Origin of the sequence: Arthrobacter crystallopoietes (assembly GCF_002849715.1) — a bacterium.
GTDB lineage: Bacteria > Actinomycetota > Actinomycetes > Actinomycetales > Micrococcaceae > Crystallibacter > Crystallibacter crystallopoietes.
Window position 1 is genome coordinate 3364455 of the sequence record NZ_CP018863.1, and the last position, 25672, is coordinate 3390126.

Annotated in this window: 24 protein-coding genes; 9 read left to right on the forward strand and 15 right to left on the reverse strand. The window is 63.7% G+C overall.

All coding sequences use genetic code 11. The annotated features are described in order from the left end of the window. Positions 1-147: 147 nt before the first annotated feature. Entirely contained in the window at positions 148-1800 is a 1653-nt protein-coding gene (locus AC20117_RS15700) for an LpqB family beta-propeller domain-containing protein (protein WP_158300480.1), read from the forward strand. Between the two features lie 57 nt (positions 1801-1857). On the opposite strand, the gene AC20117_RS15705 is transcribed toward AC20117_RS15700, so the two are convergent. The 3 genes from AC20117_RS15705 to AC20117_RS15715 form a co-directional block, all read right to left on the reverse strand. Beyond that, positions 1858-2328 carry a DUF4383 domain-containing protein gene (locus AC20117_RS15705; protein WP_074702798.1) on the reverse strand — a complete coding sequence of 157 codons (471 nt, stop codon included), beginning with the start codon at positions 2326-2328 and terminating at the stop codon, positions 1858-1860. 124 nt (positions 2329-2452) lie between these two features. Beyond that, complete coding sequence (locus AC20117_RS23955) at positions 2453-2698, reverse strand: hypothetical protein (protein ID WP_236777335.1); 246 nt, start codon at positions 2696-2698, stop codon at positions 2453-2455. Positions 2699-3183: 485 nt separating this feature from the next. Next, positions 3184-3474 carry a DUF1540 domain-containing protein gene (locus AC20117_RS15715; RefSeq protein ID WP_074698762.1) on the reverse strand — a complete coding sequence of 97 codons (291 nt, stop codon included), beginning with the start codon at positions 3472-3474 and terminating at the stop codon, positions 3184-3186. A gap of 435 nt (positions 3475-3909) precedes the next feature. Between AC20117_RS15715 and AC20117_RS15720 the strand changes: the two genes are divergently transcribed. After that, entirely contained in the window at positions 3910-5241 is a 1332-nt protein-coding gene (locus tag AC20117_RS15720; RefSeq protein ID WP_074698759.1) for a S8 family serine peptidase, read from the forward strand. Between the two features lie 173 nt (positions 5242-5414). On the opposite strand, the gene AC20117_RS15725 is transcribed toward AC20117_RS15720, so the two are convergent. The 4 genes from AC20117_RS15725 to AC20117_RS15740 form a co-directional block, all read right to left on the reverse strand. Beyond that, complete coding sequence (locus tag AC20117_RS15725; RefSeq protein WP_074698756.1) at positions 5415-5636, reverse strand: SCO4848 family membrane protein; 222 nt, start codon at positions 5634-5636, stop codon at positions 5415-5417. A 13-nt stretch (positions 5637-5649) separates the two neighbouring features. Then, positions 5650-6150: a DUF2505 domain-containing protein gene (locus AC20117_RS15730; protein WP_074698754.1), complete on the reverse strand. Its 501-nt coding sequence runs from the start codon at positions 6148-6150 to the stop codon at positions 5650-5652. A 76-nt stretch (positions 6151-6226) separates the two neighbouring features. Continuing rightward, entirely contained in the window at positions 6227-6436 is a 210-nt protein-coding gene (locus tag AC20117_RS15735) for a helix-turn-helix domain-containing protein (protein ID WP_074698751.1), read from the reverse strand. A gap of 115 nt (positions 6437-6551) precedes the next feature. Then, on the reverse strand, positions 6552-8651 hold the full coding sequence (locus AC20117_RS15740; protein ID WP_083339487.1) for a M1 family aminopeptidase: 2100 nt from the start codon (positions 8649-8651) through the stop codon (positions 6552-6554). Positions 8652-8932: 281 nt separating this feature from the next. Between AC20117_RS15740 and AC20117_RS15745 the strand changes: the two genes are divergently transcribed. After that, positions 8933-9211 (forward strand): DUF1707 domain-containing protein, encoded by a 279-nt coding sequence (locus AC20117_RS15745; protein WP_074698746.1) that lies wholly within the window; start codon positions 8933-8935, stop codon positions 9209-9211. A 9-nt stretch (positions 9212-9220) separates the two neighbouring features. Here AC20117_RS15745 and AC20117_RS15750 read toward each other — a convergent pair whose 3' ends face one another. Next, entirely contained in the window at positions 9221-10156 is a 936-nt protein-coding gene (locus AC20117_RS15750) for an HNH endonuclease (RefSeq protein ID WP_074698743.1), read from the reverse strand. A gap of 23 nt (positions 10157-10179) precedes the next feature. Beyond that, a complete protein-coding gene (locus AC20117_RS15755; RefSeq protein WP_074698741.1) occupies positions 10180-11493 on the reverse strand; it encodes a UDP-glucose dehydrogenase family protein in 1314 nt (437 codons plus the stop codon). 282 nt (positions 11494-11775) lie between these two features. Between AC20117_RS15755 and AC20117_RS15760 the strand changes: the two genes are divergently transcribed. From AC20117_RS15760 to AC20117_RS15770, 3 genes are all read left to right on the forward strand, one after another. After that, complete coding sequence (locus tag AC20117_RS15760) at positions 11776-12630, forward strand: hypothetical protein (RefSeq protein WP_074698740.1); 855 nt, start codon at positions 11776-11778, stop codon at positions 12628-12630. Positions 12631-12654: 24 nt separating this feature from the next. Next, entirely contained in the window at positions 12655-13704 is a 1050-nt protein-coding gene (locus AC20117_RS15765; protein ID WP_083339486.1) for a M20/M25/M40 family metallo-hydrolase, read from the forward strand. A 206-nt stretch (positions 13705-13910) separates the two neighbouring features. Continuing rightward, complete coding sequence (locus AC20117_RS15770; protein WP_236777336.1) at positions 13911-15443, forward strand: M28 family peptidase; 1533 nt, start codon at positions 13911-13913, stop codon at positions 15441-15443. A 24-nt stretch (positions 15444-15467) separates the two neighbouring features. On the opposite strand, the gene AC20117_RS15775 is transcribed toward AC20117_RS15770, so the two are convergent. Both AC20117_RS15775 and AC20117_RS15780 read right to left on the reverse strand, forming a co-directional pair. Next, a complete protein-coding gene (locus AC20117_RS15775; RefSeq protein ID WP_158300481.1) occupies positions 15468-16106 on the reverse strand; it encodes a VanZ family protein in 639 nt (212 codons plus the stop codon). Positions 16107-16156: 50 nt separating this feature from the next. After that, positions 16157-17875, reverse strand: coding sequence for a sensor histidine kinase (locus tag AC20117_RS15780; protein WP_074698736.1), 1719 nt, complete (start codon positions 17873-17875; stop codon positions 16157-16159). A gap of 214 nt (positions 17876-18089) precedes the next feature. On the opposite strand from AC20117_RS15780, the gene AC20117_RS15785 reads away from it, so the two are divergent. Further along, positions 18090-18920 (forward strand): response regulator transcription factor, encoded by an 831-nt coding sequence (locus tag AC20117_RS15785; RefSeq protein WP_074698734.1) that lies wholly within the window; start codon positions 18090-18092, stop codon positions 18918-18920. A gap of 64 nt (positions 18921-18984) precedes the next feature. On the opposite strand, the gene AC20117_RS15790 is transcribed toward AC20117_RS15785, so the two are convergent. The 4 genes from AC20117_RS15790 to deoC all read right to left on the reverse strand — a co-directional run bounded on the left by AC20117_RS15790 (position 18985) and on the right by deoC (position 22250). Then, positions 18985-19377, reverse strand: a complete 393-nt coding sequence (locus AC20117_RS15790) for an Hpt domain-containing protein (RefSeq protein ID WP_158300482.1) — start codon at positions 19375-19377, stop codon at positions 18985-18987. Positions 19378-19603: 226 nt separating this feature from the next. Continuing rightward, positions 19604-20950: a Na+/H+ antiporter NhaA gene (gene nhaA / locus AC20117_RS15795; RefSeq protein WP_074698730.1), complete on the reverse strand. Its 1347-nt coding sequence runs from the start codon at positions 20948-20950 to the stop codon at positions 19604-19606. A 296-nt stretch (positions 20951-21246) separates the two neighbouring features. Continuing rightward, entirely contained in the window at positions 21247-21486 is a 240-nt protein-coding gene (locus AC20117_RS15800; protein WP_074698728.1) for a hypothetical protein, read from the reverse strand. 56 nt (positions 21487-21542) lie between these two features. Beyond that, the gene (gene deoC, locus AC20117_RS15805) at positions 21543-22250 is read right to left on the reverse strand and encodes a deoxyribose-phosphate aldolase (protein ID WP_074698725.1); all 708 of its coding nucleotides are present in this window, start codon (positions 22248-22250) and stop codon (positions 21543-21545) included. Positions 22251-22380: 130 nt separating this feature from the next. Here deoC and AC20117_RS15810 point away from each other — a divergent pair, with 130 nt between their 5' ends. Next, positions 22381-24036 (forward strand): ATP-binding protein, encoded by a 1656-nt coding sequence (locus tag AC20117_RS15810; protein WP_074698723.1) that lies wholly within the window; start codon positions 22381-22383, stop codon positions 24034-24036. A gap of 94 nt (positions 24037-24130) precedes the next feature. Then, entirely contained in the window at positions 24131-25666 is a 1536-nt protein-coding gene (locus AC20117_RS15815) for a putative bifunctional diguanylate cyclase/phosphodiesterase (protein ID WP_074698721.1), read from the forward strand. Positions 25667-25672: the final 6 nt, after the last annotated feature.

Genomic DNA, 25672 nt, shown 5'->3' on the forward strand with positions numbered 1-25672 from the left:
TTGAAGTTTGACCGGCTAGTGTGATGACCGGCCACTGCCGGTGATTACCCACGGGGAGGTGACCTTCCACTGCCGAGGCGAGTGGCCGACGTCGTTGTTTGGAAGGACATTATCGTTTTGCGCTCAGCGTTCAGGACACTGGCTGCCGTGTTGCTGTTTGGACTGGCCCTCGCAGGATGTTCTTCCATTCCGGAAATGGGGCCGGTAGATAGGATCGAACCGCCGACCGAAGGGGCTCCGGTCGGGGAGTACACGTTCAATCCGCCGGGACCCGAACCTGGTGCCGGACCGGAGCAGGTCATCGAAGGTTTCCTGCTGGCGGGTACCGCGACCCAGGATGATTACGGTACGGCCCGGGAATTCATGGCCCCGAAGCTCGCTGGCGAATGGCGGTCCACCGAGCGGACGCTGGTGTACGACGGCGGGGTGAAGATCACCAAGGCAGCCGGGGAGCACGCCTACGTCCTGAACTTCGAGGTTGCCTCCGTCATCGACGCCCGCGGCATCAGGGTAACTGCGGATCCCGGGACCACGCGTTCCGTGCCGGTGGAACTCGAACAGGTGGACGGCCAGTGGCGCATCTCCGGTATTCCGGACGGGACGATGGTCTCCGCTTCGGACTTCCCCGTACTGTTCGAGGCATATACCGCGTATTTTTTCGACCCCACCTTCAGCTATGCCGTCCCCGACATCCGGTGGCTGGCCAGCCGCCAGGGAGTCGCGGCGAGTCTGGCCACATTGATGCTCGAAGGGCCCGCACCTTATTTGGCCGAAGCGGTGGTGAGCGCCTTCCCGGAAGGCACCCGGCTCGCGCAACAGGCGGTGCCGGTCGAATCAGGTGTTGCCGGCGTGGACCTGACGTCCGACGCCCTTGACGGCACTACCTTCCTGGACCGGCAACGGATGCAGCAGCAGTTGGAGCTGACCCTCGGCCCGTTGAACACGGTGAGCAGCATCAGGATGTCGGTGGGCCAGCGCGATGTCGAAATCGGCGACAGGGCCGCAGCGGGATTCGAACCGGCGGTGAAGGATCCGGCGGTCGGAAGCAGGCAGATTGCCGTGCTCGACGGCGAGCTGGTCTTCTATGAAGGATCTGCTCCCGTGCAGGACACGCAGCTGCCGAAGGTCTCGCAGCTGAATCCGCGCGAACCCGCACTGGCTCCCAACGGGGACGAAGCCGCCTTCCTCGGCGACGGCGGATTGTTCACGATCGGCGCGGACGGAGCGGTCAGGAACGTGGTCGCCGGCGCGGAACTGACAGGTCCGAGCATCGGCCCGTTCGGCTGGGTTTGGACCGCATCCGGCCACGGCGGCACTGTGTCGGCGGTTCCGCTGGACCAGAGCGGCGGGTCTGCAGCGCCGGTCGCTGCACAATGGCTGGCAGGTGTGGAAGTGACGGACTTGAGGATTTCGCGCGACGGAACCCGCGCCCTGCTGATCACGCAAGAAGGCGGGGAGGGCAAGGTGCAGCTGGCGGGCATTGTCCGGGACGGGGACGGGGCGCCGCTCCGGCTGAGCGAGCCTAACGAACTGCGTTCCCCTGTCGCCGCCGACAGCGCAGTATGGGCAGACGAAACAACCGTGGCGGTCCTGGACTCCGGCGGAAGTGAGGCAGCCGTGCTCGGGCTCGACGGCAGCTCCGAGGAACTGGGGGAGCTGGACGGCATGGAAGAAATCAGCGCCGGCAATGGACCGGACAACATTTACGTCCAGACCCCGGATGCTGTCTACTCGCGCGTGGGGCACAGCTGGGCGGCACAGCCACCCCCGGTGGTGCTGGACCCGGCCTTCCCAGGCTAAACGGCGAATCCCAGTGTCAGGGCTTGAGGGCACCTGCGCGTGCTCGAAGCGCCTGGATCATCGCCTTTCGCGGTCCAGGTTCTTCGGACCTCTGATCAGGCCGAGACCGAAGAGGACCGCGCCGAGCACCAGATGGAACCAGTTGTCCACTTCGCCCGCGGGCACCCACAAGGTAGACCCGTACCTGACGTTGATGAGTCCATAGGCCGCGCAAGCTACATTGAACAGCCCCAGCCCGATCAGGGTGGCTTTTGTCGCGCCGGCACTGCGCTGGGCAGCAGCAAAAATGCCGGCAGCGAACAGCAGCATCAAAACATTGTGCGTAATGGTGACCGGCAGCAGCCCGAAGAGGAGGGCATCGGTGCCGATACCGGTTACCTCCAGCTGGCCGTACTCGGCGGTAATGCCCGGGATGAAGCCAAGGATTCCCAGGAGGCCCAGGACTATGGCGACGACCCGCGCGGTTTTCTGCACCGGCGTTGCCTGAGCCCGGCGTTCGTCCGGACGCGGTTTGTTGATGTTGACCATTTTCTTCTCCCTCGGATTGCGGCCGGCAAGGCCGTGCTTCCGTCTGTTGACCAGCCCCACTATCCGTTGTTCATCCGGCCGTTCCGGAGCCCAAGAGCGCGAGCATGCAGAGTAGGGACGCCTATCACCTCACCGGGGGATAGGAGTAGGCAGGGTAGATGTACCCGGGCGCCCAGTAGGGCGTATAGCCGTAGAGATCCTCGTAGTAGCCGCGTTCCTCGACAATGTCGGGATCGTAGGTGGGCGCACCTGCTATCTTGTCTTTGGCCTGGTCGATACGGACTTCATCGGCACTGATGCCGGACACGGCTTCAATGGGAATGAAGGACTTTGTCTGGCCCAGCCCGAGGAACCCTCCGGAAGCGACCACCAGGAAGCGTACTTTGTTCTCCGTGGGTCGACCAGGAGGTCGTCGACTTCGCCAAGTTCCTCGCCGTCTCTGGCCTTGACGTTCCTGCCGCGGATGTCTTCGTCATCTTGGGATACGGTCCGGGCAATGTCGCTGAGCTTTTGGAGACTGGCGGCTTTATCGTCTGTCATGGTTTCTCCTCGTCGGCAATTCAGTATCGAGCGGTCGGCGGTGTGTTGTGACGGACTCCCCTATTCCGGGCGGTCTTTTTTCGTACCGTGTTTTTCACGTTACGGAGGGCGCAGAGGGGCTGCAACGGATGTTATTCACCTGTGACTCCATCCGCCGCCAAGGCGGCGGGTACATCGTTTCATCCGCCGGAATCGTGATTGCCATGCCGATTTTCGGCATGGCAATGCGCTGGAGCGGTCGGTGGACCACTCCAGCGCAAGGGCCAGGCTATTAGCGCTGCGGTACTGGAAGCCCGTGACCGGGCGGACCCGCTGCTACTTGTGTGAGTACGTCAGGCAGTCCGCGTTGTCTGCACCGGGGCCGACGTGGACTTCGGGTGCGTTGCAGAGCAGGCTTTCATTGTGGACGCACTCCGCCCGCTGGCACGCACCCACCTGGGCGAGAACCTTGGGCAGGCCGCCATGCTTTCCGATGTCAACAAACGTTGCACAGGCGGCATGGTCTTCGCCTCCGCCGACGGTGATGGCAAACGCGGTACAGCCTTCATGATCATTGAACCCGCAGCGGGTCACGCTGCAGTCGGCAACACTGGTGGTAACAGTCACGGCAGAACCTCCATGTCAGGTCGTCCGGGACGGACGACGCCTCTTTCCACGGTAAGCCCGAAAGGAGCTGAAAAATTAGTGCTGATTTAATGCGCTATTTCCCGCTGCGCCGGATGCGCTGGAGGGATTAAGGAAGATTCTGTGGTCCACGCCCATAGAGATGCAGCCTCAGGATCCGCCCATGCCGGCGTGCAGGAAGGCCGCGCAGGGCAGGTCGGCCTCCGGCTCCGTATCCGGACTCACCTCCGGAAACGGTGGATATCCTGGCCGAAACGTCATGCGGAACATGATTTCGCCCCAGCTATGGACGCCTCTTCCTCCGGGGTCCATACTGTGATTCCAAAGGGGTTTATAACGATATGGTGAAGCGCTTGGGGGCAGGTGGCCGCATATCGATTTTGGGGTATTGGGATCGAACCTGCTTCGGAGGAAATCATGGGGAGTCTGCATCCAGCAGCGCGCCGGTGGCTGGCCATTCTGGCCGCATCGGCAACTGCTACGGCCGGAATGGCTTTTCTCGGATCGCCGGCACTGGCCGAGACCGAAGACGACTACATCGTCGTGCTAAAGGACTCCGTTGCCGATGTCGAGGACGTCGCGGCGGACCATCAGAAGGAATTCGACGTCGACGAGACCTCGACCTACAGCGAGGCCATCTCTGGCTACGCCGCGAGCATGACCGCTGCCAACGCCGAGCAACTGGGCAATGATCCGGCGGTGGCGTACGTCGCCTTGGACCGGCAGTTCACCCTCGCGGCGCAGAAGACGCCGGTCAGCGTGACGCGCACCGGGGCTGATCAGTCCAGTGCCAAAGCCGGCGACGGCGCGGGTTCCGTCGACGTGAACATTGCCGTCATCGACACCGGCGTCGATGCCACGCATCCGGACCTCAACGTCCGCGGCGGCGTCGACTGCAGCAGCGGCTCCGCGGTAAACGTGCCGGCGCCGGTGGATGTGATGGGCCACGGCACTTCGGTGGCCGGTGTGGCGGCGGCCCGCGACAATGATCTGGGCGTGGTGGGAATGGCTCCCGGCGCACCGATCTGGTCCGTGCGGGTGCTGAGCGACGCCGGGACAATCTCGGAGTCCAGCCTGATCTGCGCCTATGACTGGGTGACCCAGACGCGGACCGATAACAATGCGGACAACGACATCGCGGTCGCCAACGTGAGCATCGCCGGACCGGGTACCGACGACGGCGCCTGCGGCAGCCAGAGCGGGGACCCGATGCATGCGGCGATCTGCCGTTCGGTCGAGGCCGGGGTGACTTACGTGGTGGCGGCCGGCAACGGTGCGACCGATGTGGCCGGCGTCGTTCCTGCCGCCTACGACGAGGTACTGACGGCGACGGCGATCGGCGACTTCGACGGCAGGCCCGGCGGCGAGGCATCGCCGGTGTGCCTGGGCCAGGACGTGAGTGCCTACGCCAACGATGACAGGCCCGCGAGCTTCTCCAACTTCGCCACGCAGGGCGACGATCTGGAGCACACCGTCGCCGGACCGGGCGTCTGTGTTGAAACGACGGCCCGCGGCGGTGGTACAGCCTCCCCGCACGGCACCAGCTTTGCCTCCCCTGCGGTGGCCGGAACCGTGGCGCTCTGCCTGAACCAGGGCACCTGCACCGGATCCGTGGCGGACGTGGTGGACAGCTTCGTGGATGCGACCGAGAAGTACAACAACGACAACCCGGACCACGGCTACGAGGGAGACCCGCAGCGGCCGGGCTCGATCTACTACGGCCACCTCATCCGCGGTTCGCTGTTCTAACCAAGTCCGGCTTTGACGGAGGGCACCGGCGCCGGACGGCCAGCTCCCGTTAACGCCAGAACGTCCCTGCCGGTACCGACGCCCTCGTGGGAGGGACGATCTGGTGCGGCAGGGACGTTCTCGCGGGAAAACCTCGGCAAGTAGGCTGAAGCTAAGCCGCCAGGGGGCTGAAGCTAGCCTGCCAGCAGCCGGAAGCCGATCACCAGCGTGGCGATGCCCAGGATCATCGACGTGGTGATCAGCATGAACCGGGTGGTGAGGTAGCTGGTCATATTGCCCTTGTCGTCCTTGGACCGCGGGTCCTTCCAGACTTGGAGCAGGAACGGCACCCAGGCGATGACGCTCCACAAGCCGGCGAAGACCAGGACCCAGGACAGGGCGGCAGGTACGTTCACAGTCGGTAAGCCCCTATGCCCGGCCGGCGATCCAGGCTTCGGCCTGCTCCGCCTGGATCCGCAGCGCCTTGCCCAGCATCGGCTCGGCTGCGGAGGCAATCTTGCCGCCGAGGAACGGGATGCCGGAGGTGACTTCGCCTTCGAGATCCACGCGGGTGGAACCGCCATCGGAAACCAGCTTCTGCACGGCGGCCACATCAACCGGCGCACCGGCGATCTTGACGCCGACGTTGACGGTGCGGGAGCCGTCGGCCTCCGGTGCCTGCCACTGCTCGGTCTGCGTCACGTTCAGGAACTCGCCCAGCATCTTGCGCGCAATGTCCGGGAGCCGGGTAGTGGGAATATTCCGGACCACGGTGAGGGTGAAGGGACCATCAACGTCGCCCTCCTGCTCCACGGAGACCAGGCTGCCGCCGACCATTTCGCTGATGTGGCGGAGGAAGTCCGCGCTGACAAAGGTCTCGGTGACCTGGGCAACGGGGTGGGACAGGTTGGTGGAGGCGCTCAAGGCCATAGGTGGACTCCAAAGATCGGTCTCGGTTGGGATCAGAGTCCATCCTACTGTCTTGTACGGATGCGGCGCCCGCGCGTCAGCTCGACGGATCGGCCTCCACGGCGGCGTCCGCCAGATAGTCCGCGACCGCCGTCTCGTTGATCCGGAACGAGTGGCCGATGTGTACGGCAGGCATTTCGCCGGAGTGGACCAAACGGTACACGGTCATCTTGCTGACATTGAGCCGGGCTGCGACGTCCGATACTGTCAGGAAGTTGCCGATGTCCAGGTTCTGTTCAGTTGACATTTTTCCTCCCCAGGAAAGGTAAAGCCACTGTAGGCCTCGGCTGTGGCGTGGGTGGCGGAAACACGCTGGTGTTGTCGTTTCGATACCGCGGGTGGCCCGCCGTTACCTGATCGCGTCACAGGGCACCGGGCTTCCCCGGAGTAAAGAGCCAGGTGTCGAACAGCTCCGTCAGGTCCTGCCCCGAGTACTCCTGGGCGAACTGGATGAACTGCTTCGTGGAGACAACCTTGCCGGCTTTTCCGGTGCTCCAGCTCTTCAGCAGGCCGAAGAACGTGTCGTCGCCGAGCTCCTCGCGCAGTGCGTGCAGCACCATCGCGCCGCGGGCCTGCACGGAGGCGTCGAAGACCCGCTCCGCCCCCGGATCCGAGATGCGCAGGTCCCAGAAGGGATCGTCCGCCGGAATGCCGCCGTAGAATTCGAACGCATCCTGGGCCTTGCCAAGATCCTGTTCCTCGTTCCACAGCCACTGTGCGTAGGTGGCGAAACCGTCCGCCAGCCAGGCATCCCGCCACGAGGCGATCGACAGGCTGCCGCCGAACCACTGGTGCGCCAGCTCGTGCACCATCATCGAGTCGGCGCTGGCCGGATCGTAGAACCAGTCTTCCGAGTAGGTCGGCCGGCTCTGGCTCTCCAGCGCAAACCCCAGACCGTCAATTCCACTTACGACGCCGCCGGCCGCCTCGGCGGGATAGTCACCGAAATTGTCGGCCAGGAAACCGATGATTTCGGGCTGGCGGGCCAGTCCCTTTTCAACCCGGGCGCCGATGGAGACCGGAGTGGAAACGCCGGCTTCCCAGTCATCTTCGTTGCCGGGGCTGCCTTCCGGCGCACCGGGAATGGTCCAGCCTTCCAGCCGGTCCCGGTTGCGGTCGTTCTCGAAGGACGTGGTGCCCTCGTCGGTGGAGACGATAATGTCCTCGATCAGCACGCCGTCGCGCTGGCCGTTGATGTCGCTGGCGTAGGTGATGGAGAGCTCCACGTCCGTGCCCTTGTAAGCGGACAGGTCGAACTCCCACTTCTCCCAGCCGTCGCTGGTGCCGCTGGCAGCCCACCACTTGCCCGAGGTGCCTTCGGCCGTGCAGCCGCCCTCGCCGTCGTCGGTTTGGTAATGCTTGAGGAACGGGTGCACCTCGTGCCAGGCCGGGCAGGCCAGGCCGGTGTCGTCGGTGGCGTGGCCGGTGGTGTCCTTGAGCGTGGTCCAGTCCTCGGCGCCGGCGGTGCGGGCCTCCACGAACGCGAAGTCCCAGCCCGGTTCCGTGTCGCGTTCGAGCCAGAAGGACAGCTCGGCGCCGTCGTTGGGAATGCTGATGGTGCGGCTGAGCCGCTTGTAGGAGGAGTCCGAGGTGTGGGACCAGGCCAGGCCGTTGCCGTTGCGCGGGGTGATGACGGACTTCAGTTCCGGATCCAGCGCGTCCCAGTAGTCGATGCCGTCCTTGGCGTAGGAGTCGATCTCGAACTCGCCCACGCTCATCGAGGCCAGGTACGCCGGCAGTTGTTCCTTGGCTTCCCACGTCCACGTGGTCCGGCCGCCCTTGGACTTCTTGCCCTTCAGCGCGCCGTTGGCGAGGGCTTCCCAGCCGTCCGGCACGGAGATGTTGTAGGTGAAGGTGGCCTTGTCCCGCGGGTGGTTGTTGGACGGGAACCAGGTGGGAGCGGTCAGCGGGTGGCCAGTGACGGTGGCGCCGGTTTCGGTGTGGATGAAGCCGGCCAAGCCTGGCTCCTTGATGGTCTTGGGCACGCCCGAGTACTTGACGACCACGCTGAACTTGTCGCCCTCGCGGATATTCTGCGGCGACCGTACCTTCAGCTCCCCGTCCTCCGGAACAGACCAATAGGCCGAGAGGCCGTTGACCTCGACGGACTCCACCGAGAGTCCGCGCAAGTCCAGGTTGAAGGCGGACAGATCCTGGGCGGCGCGGGCGCTGATGGTGGCAACGCCGTCGAGCTTGTCCGTGGGCGGATGATAGGACAGGTCCAATTGGTAGTGCTTGACGTCGTAGCCGCCGTTGCCGGCCTGCGGGAAGTACTTATCGCCCACGCTTGCCGCACCGGGCTGGGCTTCGAACAACCGCGGATCGGGCGCCGCAAGGGCGGCGGTTCCCGGCAGGACAGCCAGACCCGCGGCCAGCGATGCCGCAAGGGCCACCGCGATACCGGTCCTGCGCCATACTGCCGGGCCGGTTGGTTCCGTGCCTGACCAGGATCTGTTGCTCATGCTGCCCCCTGAAACAGCGCAGTCGGTGTCTCTACCTTGCGCTGCTTCTGCAAGTGGTGTCAATGAATACGAGCGGTGCAGTTGTTACTGCGCTCCGGTGCCATTCTTCGTCCCGGTGCTTGGGAAAAAGTTATGTTGCAACGTTTACGTTGCGGTGGCGCGCGCACCCCTGTATCTCCACGCCGGAGATGGGTAATCTGGCTATAAGGAACACCGTTCAGAGGCGACATTGCCCGCGGCTCTACGGCAAGGTTGCTTCGCGTCGAGGGAGATGCATTGCAATGAATGCAGAATGGTTCTTAGTCGGAGGAGCCTGGCTGTTCGGCCTGGTGCTGCTGATGGTCGTGGTGCTGCTGGCTGTCATGGTGGTGCGGGCCTTTGTGACCGCAACCCGTGGCGGGCAGGAGCCGTTCCTGTTGCACCCGGCAGCAACGCATCATGCACCACCGCCCCGAAGTGTGGCACGGCAGATCCTGGACCAGAGGCTGGCCCACGGCCGGATCACTTTGGACGAATATCAGGAGCGGCTGCGCGTCCTCGGCGAAAGCAGCAACGTGTAGCCCGTCAGGTCAGTCCTGGTTCCCGGTGCCTTTGATCTGCAGCAGCCGGGCGGCATCCCGCTGGGCCGCTTCCTCCTCGGGGCTCAGCACTGTTCCGGCAACATGCGGCGGTGCCGCCATCAAGCGCCTCAGTTCAGCCGGGGAGTACGGGACGGGCGTGCGCTGATGCGCCATCGCGTGGCAGTTGGCGCAGAGCGGCACCAGATCGGTCAGCGGATCAAGCTGATAGTCCGTGCCCTGTTCGACGGCCGGAACGATGTGGTGGACCTGGATGTAGTCCTTGCCGAGCCCGCCGTAGGCCGCCCCGAAATTGAAACCGCACGCCGCGCAGCTGGTTCCATGGTGGCGGATGCAGGCCGTCCTCGCCCGCGGGCTGATTTCGTACCGGTTGGCGGCAACCTTCAGCAGCGCCTCATCCGGAAGCGCCCCCGGCACGGCCAGCGTCGCCTCAAACTGCGACGGCCCGGCATAATCGCCCCAGGCGTCACGCAGTGCGGGAAGTTCGGAGGGCGGGATCGGCTCACCCGAGCCACGCACCGAGTCCCACTCCACACCGGGCACGCGGTCAGCCAGCTCGTCGTAGGGAACATGTTCGCCCTGGCGCAGGAGGGCGTCGAAAACGACGTCGACGGCGGCGCCTGATTCCAAGCCTGCGGATCCGGGCGTGGAGACACCGTCCGGTCCCACCACGCCATGGCCGATCAGCCCGCGGTGCTTCCCGCCCGTGAGCAGCAGCCACACCTCGGTGCCCGGGGAAAGCTCCGGCGCCGGGGCCGGGCCTGGGCTCGGGGAAGTCTGTGCTTGCCCGGCGCGATCTTCCGCCAAGCCAAGGCTCCATCTGGTCCGGAACCCGCCGGTTTCGGCGACAAGCTCCACCACCTCGGGGAAGGCCGGCTGCCACGCATCCCAATCGGCAGGATCCCAGCCGAGGACGATCGCGTTCATGGGTTCCTCCCCGGCCGTCGGGATCAGGGGCGGCCGATGCCCTTGTAGGTCCAGCCGGCCTCGCGCCAGATGGCGGCGTCGAGAACGTTGCGGCCGTCGAGGATCTTCTTCTCGTCCACGAGATTTGCGACGGCGGCCGGGTCCAGTTCGCGGTATTCCTTCCACTCGGTCAGGAGTACCAGGGCGTGGGCCTTGGCCAGCGCGGTCTTGGTATCCGGTTCGTAGGACAGCTCGGGGAAGCGGCCCTTGGCGTTGGGCAGAGCCTCCGGATCCGTGACGGTGACGGTGGCGCCCTGCAGCTGAAGCTGCTGGGCGACGCTGAGTGCGGGGGAGTCGCGCACGTCGTCGGACTCGGGCTTGAATGCGGCGCCGAGGACGGTGATGCGCTTGCCGATCAGGGAGCCGCCGACCAGATCGCGGGTCAGTTCGACCACGCGGGAGCGGCGGCGCATATTGATCGCGTCGACTTCGCGCAGGAAGGTCAGGGCCTGGTCGGCGCCGAGTTCGCCGGCGCGGGCCATGAAGGCGCGGATGTCCTTGGGCAGGCAGCCGCCGCCGAAGCCGACGCCGGCGTTGAGGAACTTGCGGCCGATCCGCTCGTCCATGCCGATCGCGTCGGCCAGGGCGGACACGTCGGCACCGGCGGCTTCGCAGACCTCGGCCATGGCGTTAATGAAGGAGATCTTCGTGGCCAGGAAGGAGTTCGCGGCGGTCTTGACCAGTTCCGCGGTGGCGTAGTCGACCACGAGGCGCGGGGTGTCGTTGGATAGCGGGGTGGCGTAGACCTCGTCCAGGGCGGCGGTGGCGCGTGCGCCGTTTTCGCCGGCGGGGACGCCGTAGACGAAGCGGTCCGGGGTGAGGGTGTCCTTCACGGCGTGGCCTTCGCGCAGGAACTCCGGGTTCCAGGCGAGCACGGCGCCGGGTGCCTTGGCGGCGACCATGTCGGCCAGGCGGGCGGCGGTGCCCACGGGAACGGTGGATTTGCCGACGGCGATGTCGCCCTCGTGCAGGTACGGGATGAGCTCGTAGAACGCGGAGTCGACGTAGGTCAGGTCCGCGGCGTATTCGCCCTTGCGCTGCGGGGTGCCGACGCAGACGAAGTGGACCTGGGCGCCTTCGGCGTCGGCCATGGAGGTGCTGAACTTCAGCCGGCCGGTCTCCTGGACCTCGGTGAGCAGTTCCGGCAGGCCGGGCTCGAAGAACGGTGCGCGGCCGGCCTGGAGCTCGGTGATCTTGCGCTGGTCCACATCGATGCCAACGACTTCATGACCGAGCTTGGCCATGGAAGCCGCGTGCACGGCGCCTAAGTAACCACAGCCAATGACGGAGATACGCATACAGATCCTTTGAACGAGACTTCTTGGAAAAACCCTATTGACAGTATCCCGCAAACATGAAGAGAAGATTAAAACGCTACGGAACTTGAGCCGACCTTGAGGTTCATGCCTTAGGGTGTGGACAAGCCTAAACGCTTGTGCCATCTGGGGACGGCCACGCGATGGGCGATTATTGGGGAGTTGGGGAACTCATATGTCTGTACTTTTTCGCGTCCAAACTGCCATCCATCAGTCTGGACAGAAATACCGAACAGCCAGCCGTGCAGAACAGTTGGTGCTGCCATGACCGGATTCATGAGCGAGCGCGTCCAGGCCGCTGCGGACAATGGAACGGTTCTGGTCGGCGTGCTGTGTCTGGCCCTGGTGTTCCTGTTTTTCGCGCTGCAGCGCAAACCGCCTCGGTCGCTGAAGACCGATCCCGCGATGCTGCCGTCCACGTTTTTCACGGGCGTCATGGCAGCGGCCCTGTTCGCCGGGCTTACCGGCGGCGGGATTTCAGAGATGATCGGGGCAGGCCTGGCGGCGGGCGGTGCCTATGGGTTGTTCTGCAGCTTCGTCCGGCAGCGGCCCGCGCGGTCCGTCAGCCTGCACCTTGTCCGGTCTTTCATCGAGTTCATCATCGCCGCGGCGGCAGTGTTCTATGCGACCACCGCCTACTTTGAGCTGGCGGCGCAGTCGTCCGCGGCCGGACTGCCGCGCCCGTTCTGGACGGCGGCCTACATTGCGCTGCTGGCCGCCGCGTTCATCGCGGTGCTGCCCAATACGCTCCACAAAATGGGCAGCCACGGTTCCATTCTGGACGTGGGGATATGCACCTACGCGGCCCTGGTATTGCTGACCTTCTGCCTCGCGCCCACCGGCCTGGCGACGTTGGAGTTGCCCGGCGACGGCTGGATCTGGGCGATCGCCGGCGTGGCCGTGGTCCTGATTGCCAGTGTGCTGGCGCCCGGGGCGGTGACGGCGGCCGGCGGGCTGTTCCTGCTGCTAGGCGGGGTGTTGCTGGATGCCGCGGTCGGGGCGGATTTCTTGCCGTCGTCGCTTGTCTCCGCGTCGGTTCTGGGCGCTTACGCGGTCTGCTTCTGGCTGTGCCTGAGTTTGACGCGAAAAGTACTTCCGCCGGTCGTGCAGATGCGCTAGGTTTCAAGGCAAGGGGGAACATCCATGAAAATGCATAGAGGTGCCCGGGCAGGTCTTGCCGCAGTGGCCGCGGCCGCCGTCGTTGTTCTTGCAGGTTGTTCCGCCGCTCCGCCGCCGCTGGTTCCCACACACAGCGCCGACACCGGTGCATTGCGCGAGGCCGTCGACGCCCGGAACATCATGGACCACCTCGAGGCCCTGCAGGACGTGGCCGATGCCAACGGCGGCAACCGTGCCGCCGGCACATCCGGCTATGAGGAATCCGCCCGGTATGTCGAGGAGCAGCTGCGTGCCGCCGGTTACGACCCGGTGCGCCAGCACTTCAGTTACGAGCACGACCATGGCCACGGCGACGACAGCGACGGCGAAAACATCGAGACCTTCAACATCCTCGCGGAAACCGGCGGCAGCGACGAGCACATCATTGTGGTGGGCGGGCATCTGGATTCGGTGCCTCGCGGACCCGGCATGAACGACAACGCCAGCGGGGTGGCGGCCATCCTCGAAACGGCACTGCGGATGGCGGATTCCGGGATCGAGCCGACCAACAAGGTGCGGTTCGCGTTCTGGGGCGGCGAGGAGGACGGGCTGTACGGTTCGCGGCATTACGTGGACGAACTCAGCGGCAACGAGACCGGGCAGCATTCGGTCTACCTGAACCTGGACATGGTGGCCTCGCCCAACGGCGTACGATTTGTGCACGACGGCGACGGCTCAACTTTCGGCGACAACGTCCCCAATGGTTCGGATGAGATCGAGGACGTTTTCCTTGACTATTTTGCCGACCGCGGGCTGGAGGCGGCGCCCACTCCCTTCTTGGACGGGGATTCCGACTACACGGCGTTCCTCAAAGCCGGGATTCCCTCCGGCGGGCTCTTCACCGGCGACGCGGGTACGAAGAGCGGGGCTGAAGCGCAGGACTTTGGCGGCCAGGCGGGAGTGGTTTACGACCGTTGCTACCACGAATCCTGCGACACGATCGAGAATGTGGATACGGAATTGCTGGAGGAACTGGCGGACGCACTGGCGCACACCACCATAGCCTTCGCCACGGCCACTGCCGTGGAGGAATGAGCGGGCTTAACCCGGACGGCAGCGTGACTATCGGCCTCATTTTCCGAATCATGCAAGAGGTTTTTGTCAACCCCTGATGATGTCTTTGCCTCTTCGAAGGCCGAACTGGTTGTGCGCTCTTCCGGCCCGAGAATCCCTCGACTAACGTCAGCCACACGACCGGTGTTGGGGGCCATGCCGGGCGACATTCAACCGAAATCAGGGGAATGACGAAAATGAATCATCGTCGCAATAAGCGTGTCGGGGCGATAACCGCCGTCGTCGCTTTGGCACTCGGCGCCGGGCTGCCCGCCAACGCGGACAACGGAACGGACACGGAAAAGCTGCGTGAAGCCGTTACTGCTGATGGCATCTATAACCACCTTGAGCAACTCCAAAAGATCGCCAACGACAACGGAGGCAACCGCGCAGGAGCAACGGAGGGGTACGAGGCAGGGGCGGAGTACATCGAGTCCGAGCTGGAGGATGCGGGCTATGATCCGGTGCGCCAGTACTTCGACTACCAGCAGTTCATTGAACACACGCCCTCGGAGTTGGCCCAGGTCTCGCCGACGGAGAAGACCTATGTCAACGGAACCGACTTTACGACCATGGAGTACTCAGGTGCCGGCGACGTAACGGCCGCAGTAACAGCAGTGGATGTGAATTTCGCCGATCCGGCCGCCTCCACTAGCGGGTGTGAAGCCGCCGACTTCGAAGGCTTCACACCCGGGAATATCGCACTGATCCAGCGGGGCACTTGCACATTCGGAGTAAAGGCACAGCTGGCTGCGAATGCTGAAGCGTCCGCGGTCATCATTTTCAATCAAGGCAACGGGGACGACCGGAGCGGCCTCTTGAACGGCACGCTGGGCGAAGCGGTGGCAATCCCGACCGTCGGCACGACCTTCGCAGTGGGCCAGGATCTTGCCAAGGATCCGGCGACAACGGCAAGCGTCACGGTTGACGCCGAGGTCAAAGATTCCACCACGTTCAACATCCTGGCGGACACCGACGGACGCGCGGACCGCACCGTGGTGGTCGGCGCCCACCTGGACAGTGTGGCCGAAGGCCCCGGCATCAACGACAACGGCTCCGGCAGCGCGGCCATCCTCGAGACAGCCATACAGATGGCCGAGATGTACAAGGACGAAGACGGACCGCGCAACCGGGTGCGCTTCGCCTTCTGGGGCGCCGAGGAAAGCGGGCTCGTCGGCTCCACCTACTACGTCTCGCAGCTGAGCAAAGAGGAGATCAAGCAGCACGCACTCAACCTGAACTTCGACATGGTCGGCTCCACCAACTTCGTGCGTTTTGTGTACGACGGCGACGGCGATGCTTTCGGCCAGGTCGGCCCGAACGGATCGGCCCACATTGAACATGTCTTCAACGACTACTTCACCTCGCAGGGGCTAGCGTCAGCCCCGACGGCCTTCGACGGTCGCTCCGACTACGCTGCCTTCATCGCGAACGGCATTCCGGCAGGCGGCTTGTTTACGGGTGCAGAGGGAGAAAAGACGGCTAAGGAGGCGGAAAAATTCGGCGGTATGGAGGGGGAAGCCTATGACCCCTGCTACCACCAGGCCTGCGACGATATCGAAAATGTGAGCATGACGGCGCTGGATGAGATGTCCGACGCGATCGCGCACACCACGCTCACCTTTGCCGAGACCACTTCGGCAGTCAACGGCACGGCCAAGGGTGGCTCCAACACCGGTACTGCTGACATGAAGTTCAAGGGCAATGCCGCACAGAAGTAGCCGAAAATAACCCCAGCATTACAGCTAGCGGTTAGTGCCGCCGTCGTTCATCTGTTTCGGATGTTCGGCGGCGGCGTCCTCGTTGGCCATACGCCGGTATTCGAGGAACGCGTACAGGATTACCAGGCCCAGCGCCGAGCCATGGGTGTTGGCGAGCACATCCTGCATGGTCCCGAACCGACCGGGCAGGAACATGTCCTGGACCAGTTCGATCAGGAACGAGACGGCGAAGGCAGCCGGCACGGCGATCCAGCGGTAGCCCGCGCGCAGGAGGGTGCCGCCCAGCAGACCGATCGGCACGAACATCACAATGTTGGCGCTGGTCTCGACGAAGTTGTAATCGATCCAGTCCGGTGCGCCGAAGGAGTGCAGCTTCGCCAGCACCTTCAGGATGGTCCCGCTCGCATCGCGGTCCACCGGCGTTGGCCACAGGACGACCAGGGCCACTGTCAGCAGGTAGCCGATCAGCAGGAAGCCGGGCAGATGCCCGCGGCGCCCACCGGCAGGTGCGGTCAGCAGCCAGGCTTCGTTTTTGGCATCGTGCCTTCGCCGGAACCAGGACTCCAGCCCGGCCCAGGGCCGCGACCGGCGTATCGCCAGCACGGCGGACTTCAATCGTGCCGACAGTAGCGCCAGTTTCGTCCCGAACTCCTTACCCTGCATCCCCAACTTCGCTGCCCACGTCCCCAGCTTGGTCCCTAACGTTTGCCGCATCAAATCCTGTCCGCCGACGCCGCCTCCGTGGGACGGACCGGGTCACCGCCGTGGGCCGGAAGCAGGACCCTGAATGTGGTGCCCTTGCCGAGCTCGCTGGTGAAGTCGATTGTGCCGCCGTGCGCTTCCACGATCGCCTTGGTGATCACCAGGCCAAGGCCAACTCCGGGGATGGCTGCGCGGCGGACCGTGGGAGTGCGGAAGAATTTGGTGAAGACCCCGCCCCGGTCTTCTTCCGCAATGCCCATGCCGTGGTCCTCCACCTCGAAGCCGACGCTGCCCTCTGCCCGCCACGCACTGACGGTTACGCGGCCGCCGGCGGGGGAGTACTTGATGGCATTGGAGAGCAGATTGTCCATCACCTGGCACATGCGGTCATGGTCAATGAATGCCTCGAGATCGTCGGGGCTTTCATTTACCAGCACGACGCCGGCTTCCTCCGCCCGGGGCGTTGCCGAGGCCAGGCAGGAGGCGATGACCTCGGCCAGATCAGCGCTGCGTTGCTCGATCTTGGCGGGGCCGGAGGCGGTAGTGAGAAGGTCCGAGACGAGCTGGAGCAGCCGCTCTGCATTGCGCAGCGCCACGCTCAGGCATACGGCCATGGATCCGTCCGGATCCTTCAGCTGGGTTTCTTCCAGCGCCAGATCGAGGTAGCCGATGATTGAGGTCAGCGGTGTGCGCAGCTCGTGCGACACGCTGGCCACGAAATCGTCTTTGGCAGCCAGGGCGTTCACCAGATCCGTGACATCGCTGAAGGCAACTACAGAACCGGCGAAGGTGCCGTCGTCGTCCCGCATGGATCTGGCGGAGATGGACATGGCCCGTTGCTGCTTGCCCTCGCCGATCCAGACCAATTCGTCGGAGAAGGTCTCCCCGCGCACGGCCCTCAGTACCGGCCGTTCCTCCGGCGGGATGGGCGAGGTGCGGTCCGGTTTATACACGTGCAGCTGGCGTTCGTTGGGGTCATTATTTCCCGGGGGAGCGGCCAGCATGTGGTTCTGCAGCTGGCGCCGGTTCATCAGGATGTCGTGTCCGTCCTTGTCCACGGCGACCAGGCCGACGCCGACCGTGTCCATCATCGTCTGCATGAGCCTGGAGCGGTCCCTGGTTTCATCCAGAACAGCCTGTAGTTCGCGGTCTTTGGCTTCAAGAACTCCCTGTTTGTCCGTCTCGCTCAGGCTGAATATCGACGCCGTAACGCAGATGGCGAGCATGATGATGGGAATCAGGAAAGGATCGGCCAGCCCGGCTGCAGTGACCGGTTCACCGGAGGTCAGGACTGGTACCCAGACCAGCAGCAAGGGTGCGAAGAAGCTGATGATTCTGGCGGTAACTGGCGCAATGCCGGACCATGCCAACCAGAACACCGGGAAAACCGCCAGCATGCTCAGCCCGCTCAGCGACTCCGCCCCGCCTGTCCTCAGCGCTGCCACGACAACGAAATCCAGCAGTGGGATGACCCAGTAGGTGGGGTAGGGCAAACGATCCCAGGGGACCAGAAAGCTGGCTGCCGTCAGAATTGCCAGCATGATTAGCCCCGCCTGGAAAGCGACGTTGTCAAGGGTGGTCGGGAAGAAGATTGCCGCCACCAACGCCACCAGGGCCACGCAAATCACCAGCGGCATCTGGCTCAGGAAGACGCGGTACCGCAGATTCAGCTCATGAAACTGCTTCCGCACGCCGATCATGGCCAGCGCGTTTTTGACGACTGCGGACATGTTCCCCGGTTTCCTGTTGCTGCAGCAGATGAGACCTGATACCCGGCACAGCCTGTTCTACCCGCCGGAAATTCAGTATAAAGGTGGAGCTGTCCCGTTCGGGCAATGCTAGCCCGTCAGCGCCGGAAAAACTGTCCGTGGTGAAAGGTATAATACGAACAGTTGTTGCATCGAGGTGCATCATGGGTGTGCGGGCAAAAAGTTCGGGGGGATTTTGGAAGCATCACGGGTAGCGGTCATTGTTGAAGATGACCGGGACATACGGGACCTCATCGAGGCTGTTCTGATTCAATCCGGCTTCGAGGTCCATGCTGCGGCGAGCGGCGAAGAAGGCGTACAAGCCGTAGAGAAACACGACCCGTCCATTGTCACTCTGGATCTTGGTCTGCCGGATATGGACGGGTTCGAAGTGGCCCGCCGGATCCGTCTCTTCAGCGATAGCTACATCATCATGCTCACCGCCCGTGCCGAAGAGCTGGATACTTTGCTGGGCTTGGAATCCGGCGCCGATGACTACATCACCAAACCCTTCCGCCCGCGCGAACTGCGGGCCCGCGTCGCGGCCATGCTCCGGCGGCCACGTATGGGCGACACTGGTGCGCGTTCCCCGGGGCAGGCGCGGGTGCCGGCTGCACCGGTCAATGGACCGGAGCAGCCGGGAGACAATGGTCAGGCTCAGGTGGCCGAACCGGCGACTAATGGAAACCAGGCCGGCACTTACTCGCACAATGGGCTTCTGCTGAACCACCGCACGCGAACCACCGAGGTCGACGGCCAGGAGATTGAGCTGACCCGTACGGAGTTCGACCTGCTTCAGGCGTTAATGGAAAGTGGGCGCGTTGTGCGCACGAAGACGGACCTTGTCCGCCGGCTCCGCTATGAGGATTATGACACCGGCTCGTTCATCAGCGATGCCGATATGCGTGCTATCGAGGTCCATATCGGTAATCTGCGCAGGAAGCTGGGCGATAATTCGCGCGAGCCGCGCTGGCTGGAGACGGTTCGTGGAGTCGGTTACCGGCTAGCCCCCAAGACTCTCCGCTAACCGACCCCGCCGCATCCGAGCGACCGGCTTAGCCCTCCCCAGGTGCCGGACTGCTTGACGCACTTTAAATGCCGCGATCACCCGTCTGCGGTTCCAAGTAGTCCGCTTGTAGCTGGACCATGGTGGCGCAACCGCACGCCCTGATCTCTTCGAACAGGTCCATCGTGCAGGAAGTCCTGATGTCCTCACCCAGACGGAGGAGCATCACTTGCAGGTTTCCTGCCAACTGGGACAGCCTTCCGGCGCCGGCCATCGCGCTGGAAACCTTCACGCTCAGGACTACGTCCATGGCCGCTTTTGCATCGGAAGCCTGGATAGCTTGGCGCAAACGGGCTTGCCTCTCATCCCAGGTGCCGATGAAGCTCCCGACGAATGTACGGCAGGTCTCTTCATCCTCTAGCTCAGCCGCGAGTCGACGTAGCGCTTCCAGCGAGACAAGCGGCGCAACTTTCGGCATATTGCTACCGCCCTCCTGCCCGTCAATCGGCCGCCCGCACATGATCCCTGGTCCTGCAGTTCGCTATGGGTTTCATCTTGCTGTGAGATGCTCAGGATGCAGGGCAAGAAAGACTCAAGATCGCCTCAAGATTGTCCGAGCGAAGTCTTCGCCAGTCTCTTTGATGCTCTTGGGACCGGCAAACTACAACGGCCTCGTCAAAGCAGCGGCAATCGGCAGCACCGGCTTAGCTTCGGCCCTCACCCTCAAACACATCGGGGATGCCGTCCTGGTCCGTGTCTGCGGTCTCGATTTCCTCGATCTTGCGGTAGTGCCGGTTGCGGGCGCGCAGGATGACGGTAGCAACCAGGGCGGAAACCAGGGAGCCGGTCAACACCGCCACCTTCGCATGGTCATGGTGCTCGCTGCCGAGGACGAAGCTGAGGTCATTGACCAGCAGAGAGACGGTAAAACCAACACCGGCGAGAATCGAGATGCCAAAGACATCGATCCATTTGAGCGTCGGGTCCAGATTGGCCTTACTGAGTTTGGTCAAGGTCCAGGTGGTCAGCATGATGCCGATGGGCTTGCCAAGGAACAGGCCAAGGATGATACCCAGGGCAACGGTATCCGTGAGGGAAGCGCCAAATCCATCCCAGCCGCCCAAGGCGACGCCCGCGGAGAAGAAAGCGAATACGGGAACGGCGAAGCCGGTTGAGAGCGGACGGAAGCGGTGCTCCAACTGCTCGGCGAGGCCGGGCCCGCCATCCGCGCCGCCGTCCTTTTTGCTCCGCAGTACAGGCACCATGAAGCCCAACAGCACTCCGGCAACGGTTGCGTGCACACCGGAGGAGTGCATCAAAGCCCAGGTGATGATGCCCAGCGGCAGCAGGATGACCCACGCGGCAATGTGGTTCTTGGCGAAGAACTTTGCGTACTTCTGGGTCAGGAATGCGAACAGCGCCAGCGGAACGAACATCAGGAGCAGGAACGGGACGTGGACTTCGGCCGTGTAGAAAAAGGCGATGATCGCGATGGCAATCAGGTCATCCACCACGGCCAGGGTGAGGATGAAGATGCGCAGGGCGCTGGGCAGGTGCGAGCTGATGACAGCGAGGACAGCGACGGCGAAGGCGATATCGGTCGCGGTGGGGATAGCCCAGCCTCGCAGCGCCTCGGGGCCGGCTGTGAGGTTGATGACCACGTAGATGAGAGCCGGAACTGCGACGCCGCCGAAGGCCGCGGCGATGGGTACGATCGCTCGGCTGGGGGAGCGCAGGTCGCCGGCGACGAATTCCCGTTTGAGCTCCAGGCCGGTGAGGAAGAAGAAGATCGCCAGCAGGCCGTCGGAGGCCCATTTCCCGATGCTCAGATCCAGGTGCCAGGGCTCGTAGCCGATCTTGAAGTCGCGGATGGCGAAGTAGCTGTCCGCGGCAGGGGAGTTGGCCCAGATCAGCGCTGCTACGGCGGCGATCAGCAGCATGATGCCGCCGACGGTTTCCTTGCGCATCAGGTCGCTGAGCCGGACATATTCCGGATAGCTGCCGCGGCTAAGAATGGTCTTCTTGCCGTTTCCGGGGGCGGGGTTAGTCACTGGTTCTCCAGACGGTTTTTGACATCACGGACGTACTCGACGACCAGACTTCCCGTCACACCGTGAGCCAGTTTACATCCCAGCGCGTGAGCTACGTCATCTGTTACTGCCTCAGGAGCCCACAGCAGACGACCCTGACGGATGTCACGCTGCGGGAGGCAAATTAGTTTGCGTTAACTAGCTGAGCGCACAGCCCAGCTGTAGGTGCCACCGGGTTTTCGGCCAGAGCCGAGCACCGGAGTTCTCCTACAACTAAAGGCTGTGCGCCCAGGTGTGTGGGGCTGTGAAGCCTGGACCTAGCGGGAAGTGTTGAGTTCTTCGTGCGAGTCCGAGCGCCCAAGGATCTCCTTGGGGATGAAGAACGCGAGGGCAAAGAGCAGCAGCCCGATGCCGAAAGCCGGAATTGCGCCGATCTGGGGCTCCAGGCCAAAGGCGACCAGGCTGGCGCAGAAGAGAACCATCATGATGACGAAGGTGATGATGTTGCTGACCAGGTGGCCTTCGCCGGAATGGGAACGCTGCTTGGGGGTTGCCATGGAACTGATTCTCCTCGTTAATGCCGTGCTAAAAGTAGTACCCAAAATTGAGCGGATTAGTATGCAGAAGTAGCTTGCTCACCGTTAACAATAGCCACTGATGAGCTCGCTCCAATTCTCGTGGCGCCGGCTTCGAGCATCGCGCGCGCGTCCTCGAGTGAACGGATGCCCCCCGATGCCTTGACTCCGAGCTCCGGTCCGACCGCCTTGCGCATCAGGGCGATGTCTTCAACGGTTGCCCCGCCGCCGCTGAAACCGGTGGAGGTTTTCACAAAATCCGCGCCCGCTTCGGCCGCGACCTCGCAGACCAAGGTCTTTTGTTCGTCGGTGAGGAAATGTGTTTCCAGAATGACCTTCAGCGCTGCCCCGCCGACGTGCACGGCATCGGCTACGGCAGCGATGTCTGTGTACAGCGAGTTGCGGTCGTTGGCACGGGCTGCGGCGATGTTGATGACCATGTCGATTTCGTCCGCGCCGTCGAGGTTGGCGCCGCGGGCCTCGTAGACCTTCACATCGGTGGGAGTGGCTCCGAATGGAAATCCGATGACGGAGCAGGTCTTTACGCCGGAACCCTTGAGCGTGTTGTGTACCAGGGCAGTCCAGAGCGGGTTGGTGCAGACAGAGGCGAACTTGTGCTCCACGGCCTCCTTGCACACGGCAAGGATGTCTTCACGGGAAGCGTCCGGCTTGAGCAGCGTGTGGTCAATGTAGGAGGCAATCCCGGACATAGTCACCCTTTCGACGGCTTGTTCTGGAGTTCCCATCTTTGCATAGAAGCATGGCCCCCGCATGGGTGACGGCGAGTCGCCTGCGACGGCGGCGAAGGGCCTCGGTCAGGCCGCCGAAAGGCGTGCCCGGGTAGTTCCAGTGCCGATCAAGTGGTGAGATATTGGGATGACACCTACCGCTGACTCACCTGCCGCCGGCGAACGCGCCCCTTTGGCATTGGTCACGGGATGTTCCGACGCCCTGGCAGGCATTCCGGCGGCGCTGCATGCAGCGGGGATAGCGGTAGTGGACGCGGCCGGGGCGGCAGGAGCACCACCGGATGTCGCCGTCGTTGCCGTGGGCCCGGACGGAAACGGAGCCGATGTTCTGGCGGGGCTCTCGGCGGAAGGCGCGGAAGGAACCGGCGGAAACCTGCCGGTCATCCTGCTGGCCGGCGAGGGCATGTCTGCGGAGGAAATTGCGGCCCTGGACGTCGCCGATTTCCTGATGGTGCCTGCCCCGGAACAGGAATTGGTGCTGCGCATCCGTACCTTGCTGCGGCGGACCAAGCGGCAGCAGCGCCGGCGTGAGTCCACCGAGCAGTTGCGCCAGCGCATCCGGGCGATTTCGGCGGCGATCCGTTCATCGAACGACCCGCAGTTCATGGCCGAACAGGTGATCGCCGGTCTGAGCGAGACTTTCGGAGCTGACCGTAGTTGGATCCGTACCTTCGGCGACGAGCGTGTCCCAACGCTGGAAATGGGCTGGGACAATGGCGGCGTCAACGCCTCCGCACCGGCCCTGCCCATGGAGGAGGCAGAGCGGATGGCGGCAATGTTGTGGGAGGACGAGACGGTCTTGGCCGTGCCGGACCACGACGGTGCGGAGCTGCCCGATTGTGAATCCTTGAGCAGAGCGGCCGGCAAGGACGGGCTCAAGACCTCCGTCATTGTGCCGCTAGGACACGGCGGCAAAGCTTTCGGTCTCCTCTGGCTCGCCGGAATAGCCACCGCGCGCGAATGGGCGCCGATCGAGCTGTCGCTGATCCAGCACGTTGCCGGCAACCTCGCCCATGGTCTGGTGCAAGGCCAGCTCATCACAGCCCAACGGCAGGTGCTGGACCGGGTACGTGAACTGGACCAGGCCAAGAGCGAATTCGTCGCCACAGTCAACCATGAATTGCGGACCCCGCTGAGTTCGATCATCGGCTATCTGGACATGATCATGGACGACGGCGTGGGCCAGCTTCCGCACGAAACAGCCAGAATGCTCGAGATTGTGGACCGTAATGCGCACCGGCTGAACAACCTCGTCGAGGATGTGCTCACGCTCTCCAGAAGCGACGCCGGAAACATCCAGCAGACCATCCGGCCGGTCCAGCTTGCCGCTTTGCTGCAGTCCGTGATCAGCACGTTGGCACCTGCGGCAGCGGCCGGTCGGATTGATCTGGGCCTTCGGGCGCCGGCTTCGGACGTTGAAGTGGACGGGGACCAGGAACAGTTGGAACAGGTGTTCGTGAACATCATCTCCAATGCGGTGAAGTTCACCCCCGCCGGCGGCAGTGTCGCCGTCGATATCAGCAGCAGCAGGAGCGACGCAGGGATCCCGCGGGCCTGCGTCAAGGTGCGTGACACCGGGATCGGCATCCCTGCCGACGAGGTCCCCAAGCTGTACGGCCGGTTCTTCCGCGCGTCCAATGCCACCGCCGCGGCCATCCAGGGCACGGGGCTCGGCCTATCCATCGTGCAGGACCTGGTGCACCAGCACGGCGGGGAACTGCACATTTCGTCCCGCCTGAACGAAGGAACCACGGTCTACGTCCAGTTGCCAGCGCGCCGCTAATGGCAGCCGCTTTGGGCAACCGCTTGAGGTAACAGCTGAAGGTAAAGGTTTCACATAAACTGGTGATGTACGTTGCCACTTCGAAGGGGAACCAATGGACTCCGCACCCGCTGAGGACCCGCGGCTGCAACAGTTGGTCGAGGGTGTCGTGAAGCTGGCCACGGGTGATCTAAGCGCCAGGATCGAGCCTTCGGAGAAACGGGACGAAATTGACGCCGTCATCACCGGCGTCAATTTGCTGGCCGAGGAGCTCCACTATATCTACTCGGACCTTGAACAGCGCGTCGAGGAGCGGACCGCGGCGCTGATCGAGGCGCAGTCCAAACTGCAGCGGATGGCGATGACGGATGCGCTCACAGGCCTGGCCAATCGTTCGACCCTGCGTGACCGGACGCAAGAGGCGCTGGCTGCGGCCGAGGGTGGGAAACGGGCGCCAGCCGTGCTGATGCTGGACCTTGATTCGTTCAAGCCGATCAACGACAGCCTCGGCCACAGTGCCGGGGACGAAGTCCTGGTGGAGGTGGGCCGCCGGCTGTCCTCGGCAGTCCGGGACACGGACACGGTGGCACGGCTGGGCGGGGACGAGTTCGCCATCCTGATTCCCGAGGCCACCGAGGCAGACGTCCGGGTGATTGCGGACCGTGCGCTGCGGGCGCTGCAAAGCAGCATCACCGTGGGCACCGTCTCTGTCTGGGCGATGGCCAGCATCGGTGTGAGCATCGGCACCGAAGGGGTTTCGGCAGCATCCCTGCTCCGCGATGCCGACGTGGCCATGTACGAGGCCAAATCGCGCGGCCGGAACAACGTCCAGATCTTCCACCCGTCGATGCTTCATGCCACGCAGCAGCGCTCGCGCACAGCCGCCGAACTGCGCAACGCCATCGAGAACGGCGAACTGTTGCTGTACTACCAGCCCGTGGTGGAGTTGGCGACCGGCAGGATCATCGGGATCGAGGCGCTGGTCCGCTGGGTGCACCCGACCCGCGGCATGATCATGCCGGAGAGCTTCATCCCGGTGGCCGAGGAAACCGGACTCATCGTGGATCTGGGCCGGTGGGTACTGCAGGAGGCGCTGCAACAGCTTAAGTCTTGGAACGACGTCGCACCCTTGCCTTCGCAGCTCAAGCTCCACCTGAATCTCTCGGCCGCGGAGCTGTTGCGGAACGACCTGCTGGAGGACATCGCACGGTCGCTGGAGCGGCGTGGCATCGACCCGGGCCGGCTGGTTTTCGAGATCACCGAGACCGTGCTGATGACCCGGGAGACCGAAGAGGCGCAGGTACTGGGGAAGATCCGCGGGCTCGGCGTCGGACTGCAGATCGACGACTTCGGCACGGGCTATTCCTCCATCAGCTACCTGCGTTCGCTGCCCGCCGATACGGTCAAAGTGGACCAGTCCCTGATCGAGGGGATGGACAACGACGCCGGCCAACAGACCTTCGTGGCGGCCGTTCTACAACTGATCGAGTCGGCCGGGCTGCAGGCCATTGTCGAGGGCATCGAGACCGCGGAGCAGGTTTCCCAGCTGCGCCGGCTGGGCTGCCGCTTTGGCCAGGGTTATTACTTCGGCAGGCCTCTCCCGGCTGCAGAAACCGTGGCTTTACTCAATTCACCCCTGCCGTCTGCGTAAGGTAAT